We start from the raw sequence: 19,117 nt of genomic DNA, 5'->3' as shown, positions 1-19,117 counted from the left end.
CACGAAGGCGACGCATCGCGCCGCTGAGTCTCGTGCATCCCATAGATCGGTCAGCGTCGACCACAAGGAGATGTGTCATGGTTGCTCCGGCTGTTGTGCGGGGTATCGATCAGGCCCCGACGTCCCATCCGAAACTGCTCGCCTGGGTCCGTGAGGTCGCGGAACTGACCACCCCCGACCGTGTCGTCTGGGTGGACGGGTCCGACGAGGAGTGGCGCCGCCTCACCGATGAGCTGGTAGAGGCCGGCACCCTGATCCGGCTCAACCCCGAGAAGAAGCCCAACTCGTTCTACGCGCGCACCGACCCGACGGACGTCGCCCGGGTCGAGGAGCGCACCTACATCTGTTCCGTCGACGAGGCGGACGCCGGCCCCACCAACAACTGGATGGCGCCGGCCGAGATGAAGCGGACGATGACGGACCTGTACCGGGGTTCCATGCGCGGTCGCACCATGTACGTCATCCCGTTCGTCATGGGGCCGGTCGAGGCCGAGTCCCCGATGTTCGGTGTCGAGATCACCGACAGCCCGTACGTGGTCGCCTCGATGCGCATCATGACGCGGATGGGCACCCGCGTCCTCGAGGCCATGGGCGACGACGCGGACTTCGTGCACGCGCTGCACTCGATCGGCGCCCCGCTCGCCCCCGGTCAGCAGGATGTCGCCTGGCCGTGCAACGACACCAAGTACATCTCGCACTTCCCGGAGAGCCGGGAGATCTGGTCGTACGGCTCGGGTTACGGCGGCAACTCGCTGCTCGGCAAGAAGTGCTACTCGCTGCGGATCGCCAGCGTGATGGGCCGGGACGAGGGCTGGCTCGCCGAGCACATGCTGATCCTCAAGATCACTTCGCCGGAGGGCAAGACCTACCACATCGCCGGCGCGTTCCCGTCTGCCTGCGGCAAGACCAACCTGGCAATGGTCGAGCCGACCATCCCGGGTTGGAAGGTCGAGACCATCGGCGACGACATCGCCTGGATGCGGTTCGGCCCGGACGGCCGCCTCTACGCGGTCAACCCGGAGTACGGCCTGTTCGGCGTCGCGCCCGGCACCGACTGGAAGACCAACGCCAACGCCATGCGCACACTGGACCGGGGCAACTCCGTCTTCACCAACGTCGGCCTGACCGACGACGGCGACGTCTGGTGGGAGGGCATGGGCGAGCCGCCGGCACACCTGATCGACTGGAAGGGCAACGACTGGACGCCGGAGAGCGACAGCCTGTCCTCCCACGCGAACAGCCGGTTCTGCACCCCGATCACCCAGTGCCCGATCCTCGCCGACGAGTACTTCGACCCGAACGGCGTGCCGATCGACGCGATCCTCTTCGGCGGACGCCGCAAGGACACCGTCCCGCTGGTGACCGAGGCCCGCGACTGGGTGCACGGCGTCTACATGGGCGCGACGCTCTCCTCGGAGACCACCGCCGCCGCGTCCGGCGCCGTCGGCGTGGTCCGGCGGGACCCGATGGCGATGCTGCCGTTCATCGGCTACCACGCCGGGGACTACTTCCGGCATTGGATCGAGATGGGCAAGGGCGCCGACGGCGACGAGGCGAAGCTGCCGAAGATCTACTACGTCAACTGGTTCCGCAAGGACCCGGACGGCTCGTTCCTCTGGCCGGGCTTCGGGGAGAACTCCCGGGTGCTCAAGTGGGTCGTCGAGCGGATCGAGGGCACTGCCGCCGCTGTCGAGACGCCGGTCGGCATGGTCCCCGCGCCGGACGCCCTGGACGTCGAGGGCCTGGACATGACCCCTGAGGATGTTCGGATCGCGTTGAAGGTCGACCCGGACGAGTGGCGTAACGAGCTGCCGATGATCACCGAGTGGTTCGAGAAGTTCGGTGACAAGCTGCCCGGCGTGCTCTGGGCCGAGTTGGACGCGCTGCGCGCCCGCCTGGACGCCACACAGCCACAGCGGTAGGTGTGAACGAGGCAGTTCGCGGGCACCATCGGATTTCATGAGGACGGCCGCCGAGACCCAGGTCCGGCGGCCGTCCGCCGTCCGGGTGCTCACCACCCTGCTGGCGACGACTGCGGCGGCCACCGTCGTGGTCGAGCTGCTCAACTGGTGGTACGCCCCGGAGCAGGGATTCGGGCTGGCCGTACGGACCGGCTGGGCCATGCTGCGCTCGTTCGGCTTCCTGCTGCTGATCGGGCACGTGCGACGGGGTCGTACGGTGGCCCGCCCGTTCGGTCTGATCCTCGCGGTCACCACGATCTTCGCGGTCGGCCGGCTCATCGTGCCCCGGCAGGGGGTGCCGCCGCTGCCCGGCCTGCTCGGCTTCGCCATTCTCACGGCGCTCTGTGTCGCGGTGGTCTGGTTGCTCTACCGCTCGTCGGCGTTGGCCGGGCACCTGGTCCGGCACCGTCCACGCCTCGTCATCGATCGGGACGGCATCTCCTGGCGGGAGACCCCTCCCCGCCGACCACAGGCCAGTGCCTGGTTGTTGACCAGCAGGGTGGCGGCCTTCACCTACAGCCCGCTGATGCTGGTGCCGGCACTGGTGGCCGGGGGTTCCATCCTGGATGGTCGACTGACCGCGGTGCCGGCCGTGCTGTTCTGGTTCGGCGCGGGCATCACGGCCAGCTACGCGGTGCTGTTCTGCACCGCGTTCCTGATGCGGGGCAAGGACTGGGCACGGGGCCTGCTGGTCGTCGTCACGGTGGCCGTACTCGCTGTGGATCTGCCGTTGTGCTGGTGGCTGCTGGGCGTGGACGGCCTGATCCGCGACGGCGCCCCCCTGCTGGCCGCCGCCGCCCTCACCCTCTACGGCCTACACCGAGCCACCCGCACCCCAGCCTGATCCCAACCCCGCCCCCCGACCCCCGACCCCCGCGCCGTCGATCTTGCACTTAGTGTGGCGACAAAAGGTGCATTCCTCGCGGGACGTCGACACAAACTGCAAGATCGCGTGGCGATGGGCGGCGGCAACGCCGGGCACGGCGAGCGGTACCCGAGGGGTGGGTGGGGGAGGATGGGGATGGCGGCGGTCACCACGGTCGGCGCCGGTGCGGCGTGGGTGGTTGTCGTCGGCGCGGGACCATGTCGCGCCACGTCGGGCTGACGGGAGGCGCGCGGTGGGCGACGAGTTCGACGTGGTGGTGGTGGGGGCGGGACCGGCCGGGGCGGCAGCCGCGCTGACGGCCCGCCGGGCCGGTGCCAGCGTGCTGCTGCTGGACCGGGCCGATTTTCCCCGGGACAAGGCGTGTGGAGACGGGATCGCCGCGCACTCGGTGGACGTGCTCGCCGAGCTGGGGGTGACCGAGGCGGTGGCGGGTTACGCGCCGCTGCCGGCGTTACGCATGATCTCGCCCGGTGGGAGTGCGGTGGCTCGGGCGTTGCCCCGACCCGCGTACACGGTGCCCCGGGAGGTTTTCGACGCGCGGCTGGTGGCGGCCGCTGTGGCCGCCGGCGCGCAGCTTCGCCGGCACACGGTGCGCCAGGTCGAGCCGCGCGCGGACCGGGTGGTGCTCGACGGGCAGGTGTCCGGCCGGGTGGTGATTGGCGCGGACGGCGCCGGCTCGGTGGTACGTCGGGCGCTCGGCCATCAGCAGAACCCCGACCGGCACCTCGCGCTGGCCATCCGGGGGTACGCCCCGGCTCTGCCCGGCCCGTCCGAGCAGCTCATCGTCACCTCGAAGGCGCGTTGGCCGGCGTACGCGTGGTCGTTTCCGATCGGTGACGGACGGGCGAACGTCGGGTACGGGGAGGTCCTGCGCGGTGAGCCGCTGAGCCGCGGGTACCTGCTGGACCGGCTTGCCGCGCTGCTGCCCGGCACCGATCTGGCGACAGTGACAGCGTTGCGCGCGCATCACCTGCCGCTCTCCACTCACCGGCCGTCGCCGGGGCGTGGGCGCACCCTGCTGGCCGGGGACGCCCTGTCACTGATCAACCCGTTCACCGGGGAGGGGATCTTCTACGCGTTGCTCTCCGGCGCGCTCGCCGGGTCGGCGGCGGCCCGGTCGCCCGAGGGCGCTGCTGGCCGCTACGCCGACGGGTTGCGCCGCCGCCTCGGCACCCACCTGCGGCACAGTTCGGTGGCGGCCTGGTTGGCCCGGCGACGTCGGGTGGTGGACGCGGCGGTCCGGGCCGCCCGTCGGGACGACAGGGTGTTCTACGACGTGGTCGAGTTGGGACTGGGTGACGGACGCCTCACCGCTCGTACGCTCGCACTGATCGGCGCCGGTCTGGGCGGCGGGGATGGGGCTCCGAGGCAGTGAACTGGCCGAAGGGTCGCTACGCTGCTAGGTGATGACGCTGCGGAACCTTATCTACTCCGTGTACGAGCGCCGGCTCACGGCGAAGCTCGCGGGTAAGCCGGTGCCCCGGCACGTCGGGGTGATGTGCGACGGCAACCGCCGATGGGCCAGGGAGATGGGCTTCGTCGACCCGAACGACGGGCACCGGGTCGGCGCGGCGAAGATCAAGCATGTCCTCGGCTGGTGTGACCAGGCCGGCGTCGGGCACGTGACCCTCTACCTGCTGGCCACTGACAACCTGCGCCGTCCGGCCGCCGAGCTGGACCCGCTCCTCAAGATCATTGAGGACCTGGTGGTGGAGCTCTCCGAGGAGGGCAACCCCTGGCGACTGCGCATCGTCGGAGCGCTCGACCTGCTGCCGGCGCAGACCGCTGCGGCACTCAAGGGCGCCGAGGAACGCACCCGCGAGCGCACCGGCGGCGCGGAGGTCAACATCGCGGTGGGCTACGGCGGCCGCCGGGAGATCACCGACGCGGTCCGTTCGCTGCTGCTGGAGCACGCCGCCACCGGGGGCACGATCGAGGAGTTGGCCGAGGTGCTGGACGTCGAGCACATCGCGGAGCACCTCTACACGCGGGGCCAGCCCGACCCGGACCTGGTCATCCGCACCAGCGGCGAGCAGCGGTTGTCCGGTTTCATGCTGTGGCAGTCGGCGCACTCGGAGTTCTACTTCTGCGAGCTCAACTGGCCGGATTTCCGGCACATCGACTTCCTGCGGGCCCTGCGCTCGTACGCCACCAGACAACGCCGCTACGGCGCCTGACCCGGGCGGCGACGCCGTCGGAGTCAGATCAGGTGGGTCAGCGCCTGGGTGAGGAAGTCACCCAGGGCGGCTGGCGACTCGATGGTCAGGTCGGCGGCGTTTGCCACCTCGTGGCCGGTCTCCGGGTTGGCCACCGCCACGCAGACACCGAGGAAGTCCGGGTCGGCGGCGGCGCGAGCGCGCAGCGCCGCGAAGGCCTTGATGTCGGAGACATCGTCGCCGAAGTACCACGCGCCGGTGGCACCCTTGATCGCCTCGCCGATCACCATGCCCTTGTCCCGGTCGACAGGTGGCTTGAGCTCCAGCACCATCCGCCCGGCCTGCGAGCGCAACCCCAGACGGTCGGCCTGCGCCTGCCCCCACTGCTGCACCGTCGCGCCGAGTTGCGGGGCGGTACGCCAGTGCAGCGCTACCGAGAGCCGCTTGTACTCCACGAGCGTGCCGGGCGGCAGTTCCGCCCGAGCCAGGTCGGCCAGCTCCGCCATCGTTGGCACCCAGGGCAGTGCGGCCGGCTCGGTGACTGTCTCGCCGCCGGAGTGGCTGTGCTCCAGCCCGTAGAGGCCGTAGAGGTCCACGCCGGCGAGCCCGCCGAGCTGATCCCGAAGGAACTCGACGGGTCGGGCGGAGACGATCGCGACCCGCTGCACGACCGGGGCGAGCGCCTCGATCGCTGCCAACGCCTTGGGCGCCGGGCGTACCGCTGTCGGATCGTCGTCGACGGGCGCGAGCGTGCCGTCGAAGTCGAAGAAGAGCACGGTCCCGGCCGCCCGGCTGGCGGTTGTCTGCCAGGCCTGGTCGGCGTTCAACGGGGTCCTCGGCTGCTGATTGCCCAGATTCAACGGCGGCACGCGCGTCAGCGTACCCCGGCGATCCAGGCTCATTCCTGGCCGAGCGGACCCATTGAGCGGTACGCGATCAGCGTTCGGCGGCTCCTCGTCCGCGCCGGCCGAACGGCACCACCGCCGCCTCCTGACCGTGGCTCAACAGGTAGCCCTCCACGAACCCGGTGTTGCGATCGCCGGTGTGGTTGTCGATCTCGTTGAGCCGTGCCACCAGGAACTCGGTGAGCGCGGTGATTCGGTTGTTCAGACGCTCGTGCAGCTCGGCGACGACGGCCAGGACGACCGCGGTGCCGGCGGTGATGAGCGCAAAGAGGTTGACGAGCAGCGGCAGCTGCCCGCCGTCGACCGCGAGGGTCACCGTGTTGCCGGTCGCCCACAGTGTCACCGACACCGTTGCGACCACGACTGCCAACCACTTCAGGGTCATGGACAGACCCCTCCTTCTGTCCCGCAGGGCTGGGTTCGGCCTTGTCCCGTCCCCCCGCCGATGACGAGCCCAAGCAGTACGAATAGGGACGCTAGCGTGCCCGTTCCAACCCCGGAGGTAAACGAATGAACCTGACCAGGCGTTCTTTCGCTATCTGAGGAACTAGCCTGCCTGATTGCCCCTTTTTCGGACATCGACCGGCAACGTTGGTCGGTATGCGAGGTATCTGATGGTTTCCCGGATGTGGAACTTCTCCGCGTCCGACACCTGCGGATCGACCAGACGGCGCAGCAGGGCCTCCACGTCGGGGTCCATCGGAGGGGCGGCCTGGCCGGGGCGGGGGCCGGAGGCGGCGCGGTCCCAGCCGAGTGCGGCGAAGGCCGCGGCCGGGTTCAGCCCCAGGCCCTCGCAGAAGGCGACCACCCGCTCGGCCTCCGGGTCGCTGGCCCAGTCGCCCCGGACCCAGCGGTTGATGGTCTGCCGGGAGACGCCGGTGCGTCGGGACACCTCGGTGCCGCTCCAGGCTCGGGTCGCCCGTGCCTCGTCCAGGGCCCGCCGGACGAAGGTGGCGAAGGCGATCTTCCGCGCATTGGCCGTCTCGGTCACTCCGTGACGGTACGGCCAGCCAGTTGCGGGTGCGCGCCCCGGCTCGCCACTGTCACGCAGACGTGACGAAGGGTTCGGATTTCCGGTAAACGAGTCAGTGCCACTGTTGAGGGGTGTCACGCGGGCAGAATAGATGAACGTAGTGACAAACGTAAGCGGACGAAAAGCTGATACTGTCACGCCCATGGGACAATCTACGGTGTGTCACGTGCATGAGACGATTGGTGCTCACATGCGTCACGCCCCCGGTGCCAGGGGGTCGTGGTGACCGAGCTCGCCACCCGCGCCCAGGCCTTCGGGCTGATCGCCGAGGGGGTCGCCGCAGGGCTGACCGCCCCCTGGCGCCTCTACCTGGCCCGAGGCTGCCGCTACCTGTCGCTGAGCGTCGGTGATCGTGCCGAGTGGAACGCCTGGCGTACCCATCTCGGCTGCCCGGAGCTGAGCGTCCGGGTCTACGACGCCGGGGGCGAGATCCGCCGGTCCTCGGTGGCCGAAGTCGTGCTGGACGGCTGCCGGATCAGCGTCGAGCTGGTCGAGGAGGTCAGCACCGACGACCTGGACCGGCTGCTCGTCGCCGACCCCACCACGATCGAGCCGGAGGAGCGATGACCTGGCGTCCCGGCTGGGCCGGAGCTGCCCGATGAGCCCGTTCCTCGCGGTGTTCCTCGTCCTGGTGCTCGGTGCCACCAGTTACGCGGCCGGCCGGCTGCACGGGCAGCTCAGCTACCGCATCGGCTACCGCTTCGGGTACCGGCAGGGCTACTTCGACGGTGACCGGGGCGCCTGGAACCGGCGTCGTCGGGACGCCCAGGCGGCGATCGCCTCGGCCCTGTCGGTGTCGCCAGCGGGCGTGGTCCGGTCCGCCGGCGCTGTCGAACGCCCCGGCACCACGTACACCGGCTCGTCGTTCAGCGCGCCGGCCGCCCCGATCACCGGGCGGCACCCGACCGGCACGCTCGTCCGACGTACCGGTTGAGGTCGGCCGGCGGGGCTGCCCCGCCGACCGACGCCACGAGCGCGGTGCGTTGTCCGCGGCGGACACGCACCGTCGGGTCACGTCAGACCGGTGACGGTGGCCCCACCGGCCGGGGTGCGCGCAGGGGGCATGCATCCCGGCCGGTTCCGCCGCGTTCACGACAGCGCGTTTCGGCTGGTGCGGGCGTCGACGGAGCGCTGTTCACGAGCGCGTCTTGGGAGATCCACGTTCGGCCCCTAGCCGGGAAGGTCCGGCGGGGCTAGCGTCTAGGCATGGCACGGGGTTCTCCCGAGCCAGCCGGTCCGCCCGGATCTGCGACCTCGCGCATGGGGTTCCGCATCCGACCCCGTGTCCCCGGGCACCGGAGGAGGCGGAACACGGGTGGCGGGTGCCCATCCGTCGGAGCAGGCCTGTGACGACTCGCCGTACCATCGCCGGTGCCGACCAGACCCCGGCCGCGACTGCCACGCCCCGCCGAGCCACCAGGAGCCGCCGTTCGGCGGCCGCCGCGCCGGCCGACCCCAAGGAGCCACGACCAGCCGGCCAGGCCTTTGTCCTGGACACGTCGGTTCTGCTCTCCGATCCGGCGGCGTTCCACCGGTTCGCGGAGCACGAGGTGGTGCTACCTCTGGTGGTCATCACCGAGTTGGAAGGCAAGCGACACCATCCGGAGCTGGGCTGGTTCGCCCGGCAGTCGCTGCGGATGCTCGACGACCTGCGGGTGCGGCACGGCCGACTCGACCGCCCGGTGCCCGCCAACGACGCCGGCGGCACCCTGCGGGTGGAGCTCAACCACACCGACGACGGTGTCCTGCCGCCCGGGTTCCGCACCGAGAGCAATGACGCCCGGATCCTCTCCGTCGCGCTCAACCTCGCCGCCGAGGGCCGGGAGGTGACACTGGTCAGCAAGGACATGCCGTTGCGGGTCAAGGCGGCCTCGGTGGGTCTGCGTGCCGACGAGTACCGCCACGGCCAGGCCAGCGACCCGACCTGGACCGGCATGTCGGAGATGGAGTTGAGCGAGGAGCAGATCGGCCAGCTGTACGCCGGCGAGACGCTCGACCTCGACGAGGCGGCCGGGCTGCCCTGCCACACCGGTCTGGTGCTGCACTCGGGGCGTGGCTCCGCGCTCGGTCGGGTGCTGCCGGACAAGTCGGTGCGTCTGGTCCGGGGCGACCGGGAGGCGTTCGGGCTGCACGGCCGCTCGGCCGAGCAGCGGATCGCTCTCGACCTGCTGTTGGACGAGTCGATCGGGATCGTCTCGCTGGGTGGCCGGGCCGGCACCGGCAAGTCGGCGCTGGCGCTCTGCGCCGGTCTGGAGGCGGTGATGGAGCGTCGCCGACACAAGAAGGTGATCGTGTTCCGCCCGCTGTACGCCGTCGGTGGCCAGGAGTTGGGCTACCTGCCGGGTTCGGAGTCGGAGAAGATGTCGCCGTGGGCCCAGGCGGTCTTCGACACGCTCGGCGCGGTGGTGCACGAGAACGTGCTGGAGGAGGTCACCTCGCGGGGCATCCTGGAGGTGCTGCCGCTGACCCACATCCGTGGGCGGAGCCTGCACGACGCCTACGTGATCGTGGACGAGGCCCAGTCGCTGGAGCGCGGGGTGCTGCTGACCGTGCTGTCCCGGATCGGGCAGGGCTCCCGGGTGGTGCTCACCCACGACGTGGCCCAGCGGGACAATCTGCGGGTCGGCCGGCACGACGGGGTGACGGCTGTCATCGAAGCGCTCAAGGGGCATCCGCTCTTCGCGCACGTCACCCTCAGCCGTTCGGAGCGTTCGCCGATCGCCGCAATGGTCACGGACCTCCTGGAGGACATCCCGATTTAGCGGGTGTTATGCGGGCTTTTGTCCGCATTTTTGGTGTGGCGCAGATCACAAACGGTCTGGTTGGTTTCCCATCAGCCTCACTGTGCGCAATCGTGTCCCACGAGCGTCCATGCACCACCGGAATCGTTGGCGATCGTTCGTCACGAGACGGACGACATCGGCGAAGGTCGGTGCGTCGGCGCGGCCGGCAACCGGTCGGGGCGCTCGTGGCACGGCTGAGGGCCTACCTGTGGTCTGCGCCGCGCCACGTCCTTGCTCCCGACGAAGGGACCACTTCGTGAGTCGGCTGTGGAGCCGGTTGGGCGCCCGTACGGCTGCTGTAGCGCTGCTCTCCGTGGGCGTTGCCGGTGGCTTCTACCTGGGCGAAGACCGCGAAACCCAGCAACAGGGACTGACCGAGCAGGTCAGTCTCGAGGTCGACCGGGCCGACCTCGCGTACCAGCGCGAGCGGCAGGCCGCCCACCAGGTGCAGTTCTCCAAGCAGCGGGCCGCCGAGTACCAGGCCAAGCTGCGGGCGGCGCAGGCCGCCAAGGAAGCCGCCGAACGTGCTCGCCGTGCCGAGGCCGCCGCAGCGTCGCGTAAGCGCGAGCGCGCAGCCGCCAACGCCGAGGCCAAGCCGTACAACGGGCCGATCCCGGCGTCCTGCGCCGAGTACAGCGGCAACCGCAAGACCGGCTGCGCCCTGATGATCGACGCCGGTTTCGGCATCGCCGAATTCCCCTGCCTGGAGAAGCTCTGGACCAAGGAGAGCGGCTGGAACCACAAGGCCCGCAACTCCTCGTCCGGCGCGTACGGCATCCCCCAGGCGTACCCGGGCAGCAAGATGAGCTCCGTCGCGTCCGACTGGCAGACCAACCCGGCCACGCAGATCAAGTGGGGGTTGGGCTACGTCAAGGGCAAGTACAAGACGCCCTGCGGCGCCTGGACCTACTTCCAGAACAACAACCACTACTGACGGCCCGCGAAGGCGGGGCAGGTGGCTCTCCACTCGCCCCGCCTTCGCGCGTACTCCGGACGGGACGTGAGTGGCGGTCGGCCGCTTTTGCTGATAGCAGTTGTGGAGTGACCCTGCACCCGTCAAGCGGCGACCCCTACCAGTTCGGCACCGAGGCGTTCTACGCCGCGCTCGGCCGGGCGTTCGTCGCCATGTGCGCGGTGGTCCCGTTCCTCTTTCTCATCGAGGCCGTCGACCAGGGGCTCGCGTTCGGCCTGGACGCCACCGCCGGCATCATCCCGCAGCGCATCGACGGGCTGGACGGGGTCTTCTTCTCCCCGTTCCTGCACCACGGCTTCGATCACCTCTACAGCAACAGCATCCCGCTGATCCTGCTGGGCACCTTCGTCCTCGCCGCCGGCGCCCGCCGGTTCCTCTGGTCGACCCTTGTCATCATCCTGGTCAGCGGGCTCGGCGTGTGGTTCACCGGCTCACCCAACTCGGTGGTGGTCGGCGCCAGCGGTGTCATCTTCGGTTACCTGGGCATCCTGCTCACCCGGGGCATCGTCGAGCGCAGCTGGTGGAACTTCGCGGTCTTCCTCCTGGTCGGTCTGCTCTACGGCTGGCAGCTGGTCGGCATCCTCCCCACCGACGAGCGGATCTCCTGGCAGGGGCACCTCTTCGGCCTGCTCGGCGGGGTGGTGGCGGCGATCCTGTTCCGTCGGCGGCGACCCGCAGTGGGCGGCTCGGACTACTCCGGCTCCACGCTCAGCCTGCCCTGAGGCGGCTCTCCGGCGCGGCTCTGGGACGAGCTTGCCCGGCCGTCGGCACCCGCTTACGGTCGAGATCAGCACGCGTTGATCCGTGAGCGGAAAGCGACGGTACGCCATGCGCGAGGTCGATGTCGCCGTGATCGGGGCCGGTCCGGCCGGCCTCTTCGCCGCGTACTACGCCGGGTTCCGGGGGCTGTCGGTGGCGGTGATCGACGCGTTGCCCGAGCCGGGCGGTCAGGTCACCGCCATGTACCCGGAGAAGCTGATCCTCGACGTCGCAGGCTTTCCCGCAGTCAAGGGCCGCGACCTGGTGGCCAACCTGTTGGCCCAGGCAGCCCCGTTCGATCCGCGGTACCTGCTCGGCACCCAGGTGGGGAAGCTCGCGTACGCCGACGGTCGCCCGGTGCTCGGCCTGGCCGGTGGCGAGCAGCTTGAGTGCGGCGCGATCGTGGTCACCGGCGGGCTCGGCAGCTTCAGCCCTCGACCGTTGCCGTGCGCCGACGGCGCCCCCGGCTCGGGGATCGTCCACTTCGTGACCGAGCCGACCGAGCTGACCGATCGGGACGTGCTGATCGTCGGTGGCGGCGACTCCGCCTTCGACTGGGCGCTGGCGCTACAACCGCTGGCCCGGTCGGTCACCCTGGTGCACCGCCGGGAGAAGTTCCGGGCCCACGCCTCGACGGTCGCCCGGGTGCTTTCCCTGCCGGTGCGGGTGGTGGTCAACGCCGAGGTCACCAGGCTGCTCGGGGACGTCGCGGTGACCGGTGCCGAGGTGACGGTGCGCGGCGGCGCGACCGAGACGCTGCCGGTGGACATCGTGGTGGCCGCGCTCGGCTTCACCGCCGACCAGGGCCCGCTCGCCGAGTGGGGGCTACGCCTGGACCGGCGGCGCATCCTGGTCGACAGCGCGATGGCCACCAACCTGCCCCGCGTCTACGCGGCGGGTGACATCACCGAGTACCCGGGCAAGGTCCGGCTGATCGCCACCGGCTTCGGTGAGGCGGCGACGGCGGTCAACAGCGCGGCCATGGCCATCGACCCGAGCGCACGCCCCTTCCCCGGGCACTCCTCCGACGCCGGCTAAGTCGTCCCGGCCGGGTCCGCGCATGCGAGAGCCGACGTCGTCGTACTCAGCGGCGGGCGGGTGGCGCCAGCGCGGCGATCAGCACCGCCACCATCGTCAACGCCGCCCCGAGCAGGGTGTTCACACCCGGGTGCGAGGCCGCCGTGGGGAGGATCAGGTCCAGCAGGACGGCGCCCACGATCTGCCCGGCGATGGTGGCCAGGCCGAGTAGCAGCACACCGGTGAAGCGGACGATCGCGGCGGCGATCGCGATGAACACGATGCCGATCGGGCCGCCCAGGTAGAGCCACGGCTCACTCGGCAGGTGACCGCCGGGCCAGCCGCGTACGGCGATGTCGATCGCGAACGCGACGAGCAGGGTGACAGTGCCGACGGCGAAGTTGACAAGCGTGGCGGTCAAGGCGCTGTCGGCCGCCGCTCGGACCCGGCCGTTGACGGCCTGCTGCCAGGCGATACCCACCCCGGCGAGCAGCGGCAGCACTGCCAGCGCCAGCGCACCCGGGTCGCCGAGACGGTCGCCGACCGCCAGGCCGACCGCCAGCACCGTGAGCACCGCGCCGGCCAGCCGCTGCCGGGTGACCGGCTGCCGTCCGGTCGGGCCGATCCCGGCCCGGTCCACGGCGAGGCTGCTGCCGGTCTGGCCGGCGACCACAGCCACTGTGAAGACCGCCACGCCCAACGTGCCGATGGTGAGGCCCTGGGTGGCCACCAGGAAGGCCCCGCACATCCCGCCGAGGCACTGCCAAGGTCGCAACGTGCCGGTCCGCAGGGCCCGCCGCGTCGCGGCCAGCCCTCGCCGGCCACCGGGGGTGGCGGGCACCAGCACCAGCAGTACCAGCAGGCCGACGCCGAACGAGACGACAGCGGCGGCGAAGCCGTCGTCGAGGCGTACCCCCAACTCGCCGTTGATGCGCGACTGCACCGCCACCGCGACCCCGGAGGCCGACGCCAGCGCGACGCCGGTGATCCGGCGGGCGGCCGACAGGGTCTGCGGGGTCGCCGTGTCGGTGGCTGTCACTCCTGCTCGGCCAGCGGACGACCGTCAAAGTCGACAGCGGAGTAGAGGGCCAGCTTCTCCAGCCGGTGGTACGAGTCGATCACCCGGATGGTGCCGCTCTTCGAGCGCATAACTATCGACTGGGTGTACGCGCCACCCGCCCGGTAACGCACCCCGCGCAGCAGGTCACCCGAGGTGACCCCGGTCGCCACGAAGAAGCAGTTGTCGCCGGTGACCAGATCGTCGGTGCCCAGCACCCGGTCCAGGTCGTGCCCGGCGGCGATCGCCTTCTCCCGCTCCTGATCGTCGCGCGGCCACAGCTTGGCCTGCATCGCACCGCCCATGCACTTCAGCGCGCACGCGGAGATGATGCCCTCCGGGGTGCCGCCGATGCCCATCAGGACGTCGACGTCCGACTCGCCCCGGGCCGCCGCGATGGAGCCCGCGATGTCGCCGTCGGAGATGAACCGGATCCCCGCCCCGGTCCGGCGGATCTGCGCGACCAGGTCGTCGTGCCGGCTCCGGTCCAGCACGCAGACTGTCACCTCGGAGACGTCGGTGCCCTTGACCTTGGCGATCCGGCGCAGGTTCTCCGCGACACCGGCGTTGATGTCGATCACGTCGGCGTACGCCGGCCCGACGGCGAGCTTCTCCATGTAGAACACGGCGCTGGGGTCGAACATCGCGCCACGCTCGGAGACGGCGAGCACCGCCACCGCGTTCGGCATGCCCTTGCTCATCAGGGTGGTGCCGTCCACCGGGTCGACGGCGACGTCCACCTCCGGGCCTGTGCCGTCGCCGACGTGTTCGCCGTTGAAAAGCATCGGGGCGTTGTCCTTCTCGCCCTCGCCGATCACCACCACGCCGCGCATCTGAATCGAGTTGATCAGCTTGCGCATCGCGTCGACAGCGGCCCCGTCGCCGCCCTCCTTGTCGCCCCGACCGACCCACCGACCGGCGGCCATCGCCGCGGCCTCGGTGACCCGGACCAGGTCGAGGGCAAGGTTTCGGTCGAGATCCTGTGGGATCCGCGTCCTGGTGTTCGTCATGACGGCTACTCCTCCTCGCGACGGTGCGGGGACGACCGGCGGCGGGGAGGCCCCCACTGCCGGCTTTGTCGCTGATCCTCACACGATGGCCGACCGGGCATCGGCGCGGGGCGGTGATGGCCCGGATACCGCCGGTCGGGCGGCTGCGAAGATGGACGGGTGGAACCCGCACAGCCAGCCGACCGCGTACCCGCCGACCGCACGCCGCCCGACGGTCAGCCGCCGGCCGACGTCCCCGCCGGGCGCGGTGGTGAGCCCGCCGCGACCGACCCGACCCCACCGCCGCCGGCGGTGTCCGGCAAGTCCGAGCGGTCGCCGAAGGACATGGCGATCTCGCTGCTGGTGCTGCTCGTCCCGATCGCGCTGCTGCTGGCGTTCTACCGGGGATTCCTCGGCGGCGACCAGGCCACCACCGTCGATCCGGCGCCCGCCATCGAGCAGGCACGTTCGGCGAACGTCTTTCCGGTGAGCCAGCCGCAGGGGCTCGGTGCCGACTGGAAGACGGTCACCGCCCGCTACCAGACCGTCGAGGGCGGTGCGAACCTGCGACTCGGCTACCTCACGCCGGAGGGGCGGGGCGTCCAACTGCTGCAGAGCAGCGTCCCGGCGGACCGTCTGCTCCCCGCCGAGCTGACCAGTCAGGCCCAGCCGCAGGGCCCCACCGAGCTGGCCGGGCGCGCCTGGCAGCTCTACACGGCCCGGGGGAACCAGCAGGCGCTGGTCCTGCTGGAGCCGACCCGTACGGTGATCGTCGTCGGCGACGCCCGGGACAACGAACTCCGCGAACTGGCCGGCTCGCTGCGCTGACCGGACCCGGTGGGATGGCCCGCTGGCGCCGAATCTGGGCAACAGGCCCGAAGGGTGATTGTCCGACGCGTCGACAGGGAACAAGGAGGGAGTGACCCGGGCGCGCTGCTCGGTCCGGGTCGCGCGACGCAGCCGACGGTGCTGCTGCGTCGCCCGGAGTTTCCGGCGCCGTCCAGGTCGTCGGGTGACCCCCTTGGGAGACACGTATGACTGTTCGACGACTCGGCGCCGGCCTGGTAGCCGCCGCTCTGATCACGCCCGCACTGGCTGCCTGCGCCAGCGGAACAGGCACGACCGGATCGACGCCGTCCCCGACGGTGAGTGCGTCCGGCACGGCGAGCGCGTCCGGTGCCCCGGTGGCGGGCGACGCCAAGCAGGCCCTGCTCGACTCCACCAAGGAGATCAGCAACGGGAACTTCCGGTTCAGCCTGGCCGGTGCCGGCTCGACGGCGGAAGGGCTGGTGCACCAGCCGAGCCAGAGCGCGGCGATGAAGATCGCGATCGGTGGCCCCTCGTCCGACCTGGCGATGAAGCTCGACGTGGTCCACTTCAAGCCGGACAGCTGGGTCAAGCTGGAGCTGACCGGCCCCACCGCCGACAGCCTGCCCGCGATCAAGCAGCTCAACCTCGGCAAGTACCAGCACCTGGACCAGAACCGGATCAAGGGCAACCGCAACCTCGGCTTCGATTTCGAGAAGGTCGACCCGGCCGGTAGCGCGGTGCTCACCCAGGGCATCACCGAGGTCCGCAGCACCGGCACCGGCGCGTACGCCGGCACCATCGACGTCACAAAGGCCGCCGAAGCGGGCTCGTTGAACGCCGCGACGATCGCCGCGCTGGGCACCCAGGCGAAGACCGTCCCGTTCACCGCGAAGGTGGACCCGCAGGGCCGGCTCAGCGAGCTGGTGTTGCAGTTGCCGGCCGCCGGGCAGACCGCCGCCCAGGAGATCAAGATGACCTACTCCGACTACGGTGCGGCCACCGCCGCGCAGAAGCCGCCGGCGGACCAGGTCGTCGAGGCGCCGGCCGAGCTGTACAGCCTGTTCAACTGACGTACCGCTGTGGGGCGGCTCCGGCCGCCCCACCGGCAGTCGGTCAGGAAGCGGGCTCCTGTCGGGCGGCGTCGATCCGCGCCCGCGCACCATCCAGCCAGCGTTGACAGATCACCGCCAGCGCCTCGCCGCGCTCCCAGAGCGCCAGCGACTCCTCCAGGGACGTGCCGCCGGCCTCCAGCCGCTCCACCACCGAGGCCAGCTCGGCGCGGGCCTGCTCGTAACTGAGCCGCTCGTCCGGCCCGGCCTTCGTGTCATCAGTCATCGCGTTCATCTCAGCACATCACTCCCCGCCGCGCCGCGTCGCCACTCAGCCATCGACGGTGGCGGCCAGCTCGCCGTCGGCCAGTCGTACCCGCAGCAGGTCGCCCTTGCCGACCTCCGCCGCCGCGCGGACCACGTGGCCGTCCGCGCGCTGCACGATCGCGTACCCCCGGTCGAGGGTGGCGGCGGGGGAGAGGGCGCGCAGCCGCGCCAGGGTGTGCCGCAGGTCATCCTCCGCGGCCCCGAGCCGGTGCTCCAGGCAGCGGCCGGCCCGCTGACGCAACGCGGTCAGCTCGGTCGCCCGATGCTCCACCATCACCTGGGGCCGGGCCAGCACCGGCCGGGAACGCAGCCCGTCGAGCCGGTGCGTCTCCCTGTCGACCAGGTTGCGCACCGCCCGTTCCAGGCGGTGCCGGGCCTGACCGATGAGACGTACCTCCTCGGTGAGGTCGGGAACGACCCGCTTCGCCGCGTCGGTCGGGGTGGAGGCGCGGACGTCGGCCACGTAATCGATCAGTGGCGCGTCCGTCTCGTGGCCGATCGCGCTGACCACCGGCGTACGACAGCCGAAAACCGCGCGGCAGAGCGCCTCGTCGGAGAAGGGCAGCAGGTCCTCGATGCCGCCGCCACCCCGGGCGATGATGATCACGTCGATGCTCGGGTCGGCGTCCAGCACCTTGAGCGCGTCGACGATCTGTGGCACCGCGGACGGGCCCTGCACGGCCACGTTGACAGTCCGGAACTCCACCGCCGGCCAGCGCCGTCGGGCATTTGTCAGCACGTCCCGCTCCGCCGCCGAGGCGCGACCGGTGATGAGCCCGATCCGGCCGGGCAGGAACGGCAGTCGACGCTTGCGGGCGCGGTCGAAGAGCCCTTCGGCGGCGAGAAGCTTCTTGAGCTTCTCCAGTCGGGCCAGCAGCTCCCCGAGCCCCACCTGACGGATCTCGTCGGCCCGCAGGCTCAGCGTGCCCCGGGCGGCGTAGAACTCGGGCTTGGCGTGCAGCACCACACGTGCGCCCTCGCGTAGCTCCGGCGCGCCGGAGTCCAGGACGTCCCGGTTGGTGGTGACGGTCAGGCTCAGGTCGGCCGATGGGTCACGCAGGGTGAGGAAGACGGTGCTGGCCCCGGGGCGGCGGCTGATCTGCGCCACCTGCCCGTCCACCCATACCCAGCCCAGCTTGGCGATCCAGGCCCCCACCTTCTGGCTGACCACCCGTACCGGCCAGGGCTCCTCAGCGCTGCTGGCCCCGCCGCCCCCGCCGCTTCCCACCCGCCCCCCACCGTCAGTCACCCGCCCACCCTACGACCCACCCCATCTGGACCGTCGATCATGAAGTTATTGCCCTCCGTGCCGGCGTGTCGGGGCAACAACTTCATGATCAACGCGGAACGGGGGTGGAGTTGTGGGCCGGTGGCGGGGGGAGATCCGGCACGTACGATGGGGTGGTGACTGAGGCTCAGGCGACTCACCGGACCGGCAAGCGCGTGCTCCTGGCCAAGCCCCGCGGCTACTGCGCTGGTGTCGACCGCGCGGTGCAGACAGTGGAGGAGGCGCTGAAGCTCTACGGCGCCCCGATCTACGTGCGCAAGCAGATCGTGCACAACAAGCACGTGGTGCAGACCCTGGAGGCCCAGGGCGCCATCTTCGTGGAGGAGAACGAGGAGGTGCCGGAGGGCGCCACCGTCATCTTCTCCGCACACGGTGTGGCGCCGGAGGTCTACGAGCAGGCCAAGGCGCGTTCGCTGAAGGCGATCGACGCGACCTGTCCGCTGGTCACCAAGGTGCACCACGAGGCGCGACGTTTCGCGGCTGAGGACTACGACATCCTGCTCATCGGCCACGAGGGGCACGAAGAGGTCATCGGCACCGCCGGGGAGGCCCCCGCGCACATCCAGCTGGTGGACGGCCCGGACGACGCCGACAAGATCACCGTACGTGATCCGGAGAAGGTGGTCTGGCTCTCCCAGACCACGCTCTCGGTCGACGAGACGCTGGAGACGGTGGCCCGCCTCAAGCAGCGGCTGCCGCTGTTGCAGTCCCCGCCCAGCGACGACATCTGCTACGCCACCTCCAACCGCCAGCACGTGGTCAAGGAGATCGCCGCCGACTGTGACGTGGTGATCGTGGTCGGCTCGACGAACTCCTCCAACTCGGTCCGCCTGGTCGAGGTCGCCCTGGACGCCGGCGCCCGCGCCGGTCACCTCGTCGACTTCGCGCACGAGATCGACGACGCCTGGCTGGAAGGGGCCACCACGGTCGGCCTGACCTCGGGCGCGAGCGTCCCGGACGACCTGGTCCAGGAGGTGCTGGTCCACCTCGCCGCCCGCGGCTTCGCCGACGTCGAGGAGATCACCACCGCCAACGAGCGGCTCACGTTCTCGCTTCCGCAGGAGCTGAGGCGGGACATGAAGGCCGCAGCGGCGCGCGGCTGAAGCGCGGGAACGAACTCGGGT

General features: G+C 70.8%; 20 protein-coding genes. 13 read left to right on the top strand and 7 right to left on the bottom strand.

The genetic code is table 11. The features are described 5' to 3' along the window. Window positions 1-77: 77 nt before the first annotated feature. The 4 genes from AB0B98_RS27215 (at window position 78) to AB0B98_RS27200 (ending at window position 5,024) form a co-directional block, all read left to right on the top strand. Window positions 78-1,922, top strand: coding sequence for a phosphoenolpyruvate carboxykinase (GTP) (locus AB0B98_RS27215; protein WP_238666712.1), 1,845 nt, complete (start codon window positions 78-80; stop codon window positions 1,920-1,922). A 37-nt stretch (window positions 1,923-1,959) separates the two neighbouring features. Beyond that, window positions 1,960-2,805 (top strand): hypothetical protein, encoded by an 846-nt coding sequence (locus tag AB0B98_RS27210; protein WP_357366316.1) that lies wholly within the window; start codon window positions 1,960-1,962, stop codon window positions 2,803-2,805. A gap of 274 nt (window positions 2,806-3,079) precedes the next feature. After that, window positions 3,080-4,222, top strand: coding sequence for a geranylgeranyl reductase family protein (locus tag AB0B98_RS27205; protein ID WP_357366314.1), 1,143 nt, complete (start codon window positions 3,080-3,082; stop codon window positions 4,220-4,222). Window positions 4,223-4,253: 31 nt separating this feature from the next. Continuing rightward, a complete protein-coding gene (locus AB0B98_RS27200) occupies window positions 4,254-5,024 on the top strand; it encodes an isoprenyl transferase (protein WP_091394347.1) in 771 nt (256 codons plus the stop codon). Between the two features lie 23 nt (window positions 5,025-5,047). Here the strand turns inward: AB0B98_RS27200 and otsB are convergent, their stop codons facing one another. The 3 genes from otsB to AB0B98_RS27185 form a co-directional block, all read right to left on the bottom strand. After that, window positions 5,048-5,872: a trehalose-phosphatase gene (gene otsB / locus AB0B98_RS27195; RefSeq protein ID WP_357366312.1), complete on the bottom strand. Its 825-nt coding sequence runs from the start codon at window positions 5,870-5,872 to the stop codon at window positions 5,048-5,050. Between the two features lie 67 nt (window positions 5,873-5,939). After that, window positions 5,940-6,293, bottom strand: coding sequence for a hypothetical protein (locus AB0B98_RS27190; protein ID WP_238666706.1), 354 nt, complete (start codon window positions 6,291-6,293; stop codon window positions 5,940-5,942). Between the two features lie 162 nt (window positions 6,294-6,455). Further along, entirely contained in the window at window positions 6,456-6,899 is a 444-nt protein-coding gene (locus AB0B98_RS27185) for an XRE family transcriptional regulator (RefSeq protein WP_238666704.1), read from the bottom strand. Window positions 6,900-7,163: 264 nt separating this feature from the next. Here AB0B98_RS27185 and AB0B98_RS27180 point away from each other — a divergent pair, with 264 nt between their 5' ends. The 6 genes from AB0B98_RS27180 to AB0B98_RS27155 all read left to right on the top strand — a co-directional run bounded on the left by AB0B98_RS27180 (window position 7,164) and on the right by AB0B98_RS27155 (window position 12,494). Then, the gene (locus AB0B98_RS27180) at window positions 7,164-7,508 is read left to right on the top strand and encodes a hypothetical protein (protein WP_030328857.1); all 345 of its coding nucleotides are present in this window, start codon (window positions 7,164-7,166) and stop codon (window positions 7,506-7,508) included. A gap of 31 nt (window positions 7,509-7,539) precedes the next feature. Then, complete coding sequence (locus tag AB0B98_RS27175; protein WP_091394339.1) at window positions 7,540-7,875, top strand: hypothetical protein; 336 nt, start codon at window positions 7,540-7,542, stop codon at window positions 7,873-7,875. A 412-nt stretch (window positions 7,876-8,287) separates the two neighbouring features. Next, a complete protein-coding gene (locus AB0B98_RS27170; RefSeq protein ID WP_357366309.1) occupies window positions 8,288-9,703 on the top strand; it encodes a PhoH family protein in 1,416 nt (471 codons plus the stop codon). Between the two features lie 277 nt (window positions 9,704-9,980). Beyond that, window positions 9,981-10,658, top strand: coding sequence for a lytic transglycosylase domain-containing protein (locus tag AB0B98_RS27165; protein ID WP_238666701.1), 678 nt, complete (start codon window positions 9,981-9,983; stop codon window positions 10,656-10,658). Window positions 10,659-10,765: 107 nt separating this feature from the next. Then, entirely contained in the window at window positions 10,766-11,419 is a 654-nt protein-coding gene (locus AB0B98_RS27160) for a rhomboid family intramembrane serine protease (RefSeq protein ID WP_238666699.1), read from the top strand. A 106-nt stretch (window positions 11,420-11,525) separates the two neighbouring features. Beyond that, window positions 11,526-12,494, top strand: coding sequence for an NAD(P)/FAD-dependent oxidoreductase (locus tag AB0B98_RS27155; RefSeq protein ID WP_357366393.1), 969 nt, complete (start codon window positions 11,526-11,528; stop codon window positions 12,492-12,494). 46 nt (window positions 12,495-12,540) lie between these two features. Here AB0B98_RS27155 and AB0B98_RS27150 read toward each other — a convergent pair whose 3' ends face one another. Further along, a complete protein-coding gene (locus tag AB0B98_RS27150; RefSeq protein ID WP_357366306.1) occupies window positions 12,541-13,512 on the bottom strand; it encodes a DMT family transporter in 972 nt (323 codons plus the stop codon). Further along, on the bottom strand, window positions 13,509-14,540 hold the full coding sequence (gene glpX / locus AB0B98_RS27145; protein WP_238666696.1) for a class II fructose-bisphosphatase: 1,032 nt from the start codon (window positions 14,538-14,540) through the stop codon (window positions 13,509-13,511). Before glpX ends, AB0B98_RS27150 begins: the two co-directional genes overlap by 4 nt. A 159-nt stretch (window positions 14,541-14,699) precedes the next feature. Here glpX and AB0B98_RS27140 point away from each other — a divergent pair, with 159 nt between their 5' ends. Both AB0B98_RS27140 and AB0B98_RS27135 read left to right on the top strand, forming a co-directional pair. Continuing rightward, window positions 14,700-15,347 (top strand): DUF4245 domain-containing protein, encoded by a 648-nt coding sequence (locus tag AB0B98_RS27140; RefSeq protein ID WP_357366304.1) that lies wholly within the window; start codon window positions 14,700-14,702, stop codon window positions 15,345-15,347. 206 nt (window positions 15,348-15,553) lie between these two features. Then, the gene (locus AB0B98_RS27135) at window positions 15,554-16,399 is read left to right on the top strand and encodes a hypothetical protein (protein ID WP_238666694.1); all 846 of its coding nucleotides are present in this window, start codon (window positions 15,554-15,556) and stop codon (window positions 16,397-16,399) included. Window positions 16,400-16,442: 43 nt separating this feature from the next. Here AB0B98_RS27135 and AB0B98_RS27130 read toward each other — a convergent pair whose 3' ends face one another. After that, window positions 16,443-16,664: an exodeoxyribonuclease VII small subunit gene (locus AB0B98_RS27130; protein ID WP_030328827.1), complete on the bottom strand. Its 222-nt coding sequence runs from the start codon at window positions 16,662-16,664 to the stop codon at window positions 16,443-16,445. 45 nt (window positions 16,665-16,709) lie between these two features. Then, window positions 16,710-17,954 carry an exodeoxyribonuclease VII large subunit gene (xseA, locus tag AB0B98_RS27125; protein ID WP_357366301.1) on the bottom strand — a complete coding sequence of 415 codons (1,245 nt, stop codon included), beginning with the start codon at window positions 17,952-17,954 and terminating at the stop codon, window positions 16,710-16,712. Window positions 17,955-18,109: 155 nt separating this feature from the next. On the opposite strand from xseA, the gene AB0B98_RS27120 reads away from it, so the two are divergent. Next, the gene (locus AB0B98_RS27120) at window positions 18,110-19,096 is read left to right on the top strand and encodes a 4-hydroxy-3-methylbut-2-enyl diphosphate reductase (RefSeq protein WP_238666692.1); all 987 of its coding nucleotides are present in this window, start codon (window positions 18,110-18,112) and stop codon (window positions 19,094-19,096) included. Window positions 19,097-19,117 lie beyond the last annotated feature (21 nt).

This window comes from Micromonospora sp. NPDC048947 (assembly GCF_040649495.1).
GTDB lineage: Bacteria > Actinomycetota > Actinomycetes > Mycobacteriales > Micromonosporaceae > Micromonospora > Micromonospora alfalfae.
Note: the sequence above shows the minus strand (reverse complement) of the source record. Positions and strands in the feature narration are given on the sequence as shown.

Bases quoted from the DNA above. Each gene is read 5' to 3' on its own strand.
- AB0B98_RS27215 (WP_238666712.1), top strand. From the start codon at position 78: ATGGTTGCTCCGGCTGTTGTGCGGGGTATCGATCAGGCCCCGACGTCC.
- AB0B98_RS27210 (WP_357366316.1), top strand. From the start codon at position 1,960: ATGAGGACGGCCGCCGAGACCCAGGTCCGGCGGCCGTCCGCCGTCCGG.
- AB0B98_RS27200 (WP_091394347.1), top strand. From the start codon at position 4,254: ATGACGCTGCGGAACCTTATCTACTCCGTGTACGAGCGCCGGCTCACG.
- AB0B98_RS27190 (WP_238666706.1), bottom strand. From the start codon at position 6,293: ATGACCCTGAAGTGGTTGGCAGTCGTGGTCGCAACGGTGTCGGTGACA.
- AB0B98_RS27175 (WP_091394339.1), top strand. From the start codon at position 7,540: ATGAGCCCGTTCCTCGCGGTGTTCCTCGTCCTGGTGCTCGGTGCCACC.
- AB0B98_RS27155 (WP_357366393.1), top strand. From the start codon at position 11,526: ATGCGCGAGGTCGATGTCGCCGTGATCGGGGCCGGTCCGGCCGGCCTC.
- glpX (WP_238666696.1), bottom strand. From the start codon at position 14,540: ATGACGAACACCAGGACGCGGATCCCACAGGATCTCGACCGAAACCTT.
- AB0B98_RS27135 (WP_238666694.1), top strand. From the start codon at position 15,554: ATGACTGTTCGACGACTCGGCGCCGGCCTGGTAGCCGCCGCTCTGATC.
- AB0B98_RS27130 (WP_030328827.1), bottom strand. From the start codon at position 16,664: ATGACTGATGACACGAAGGCCGGGCCGGACGAGCGGCTCAGTTACGAG.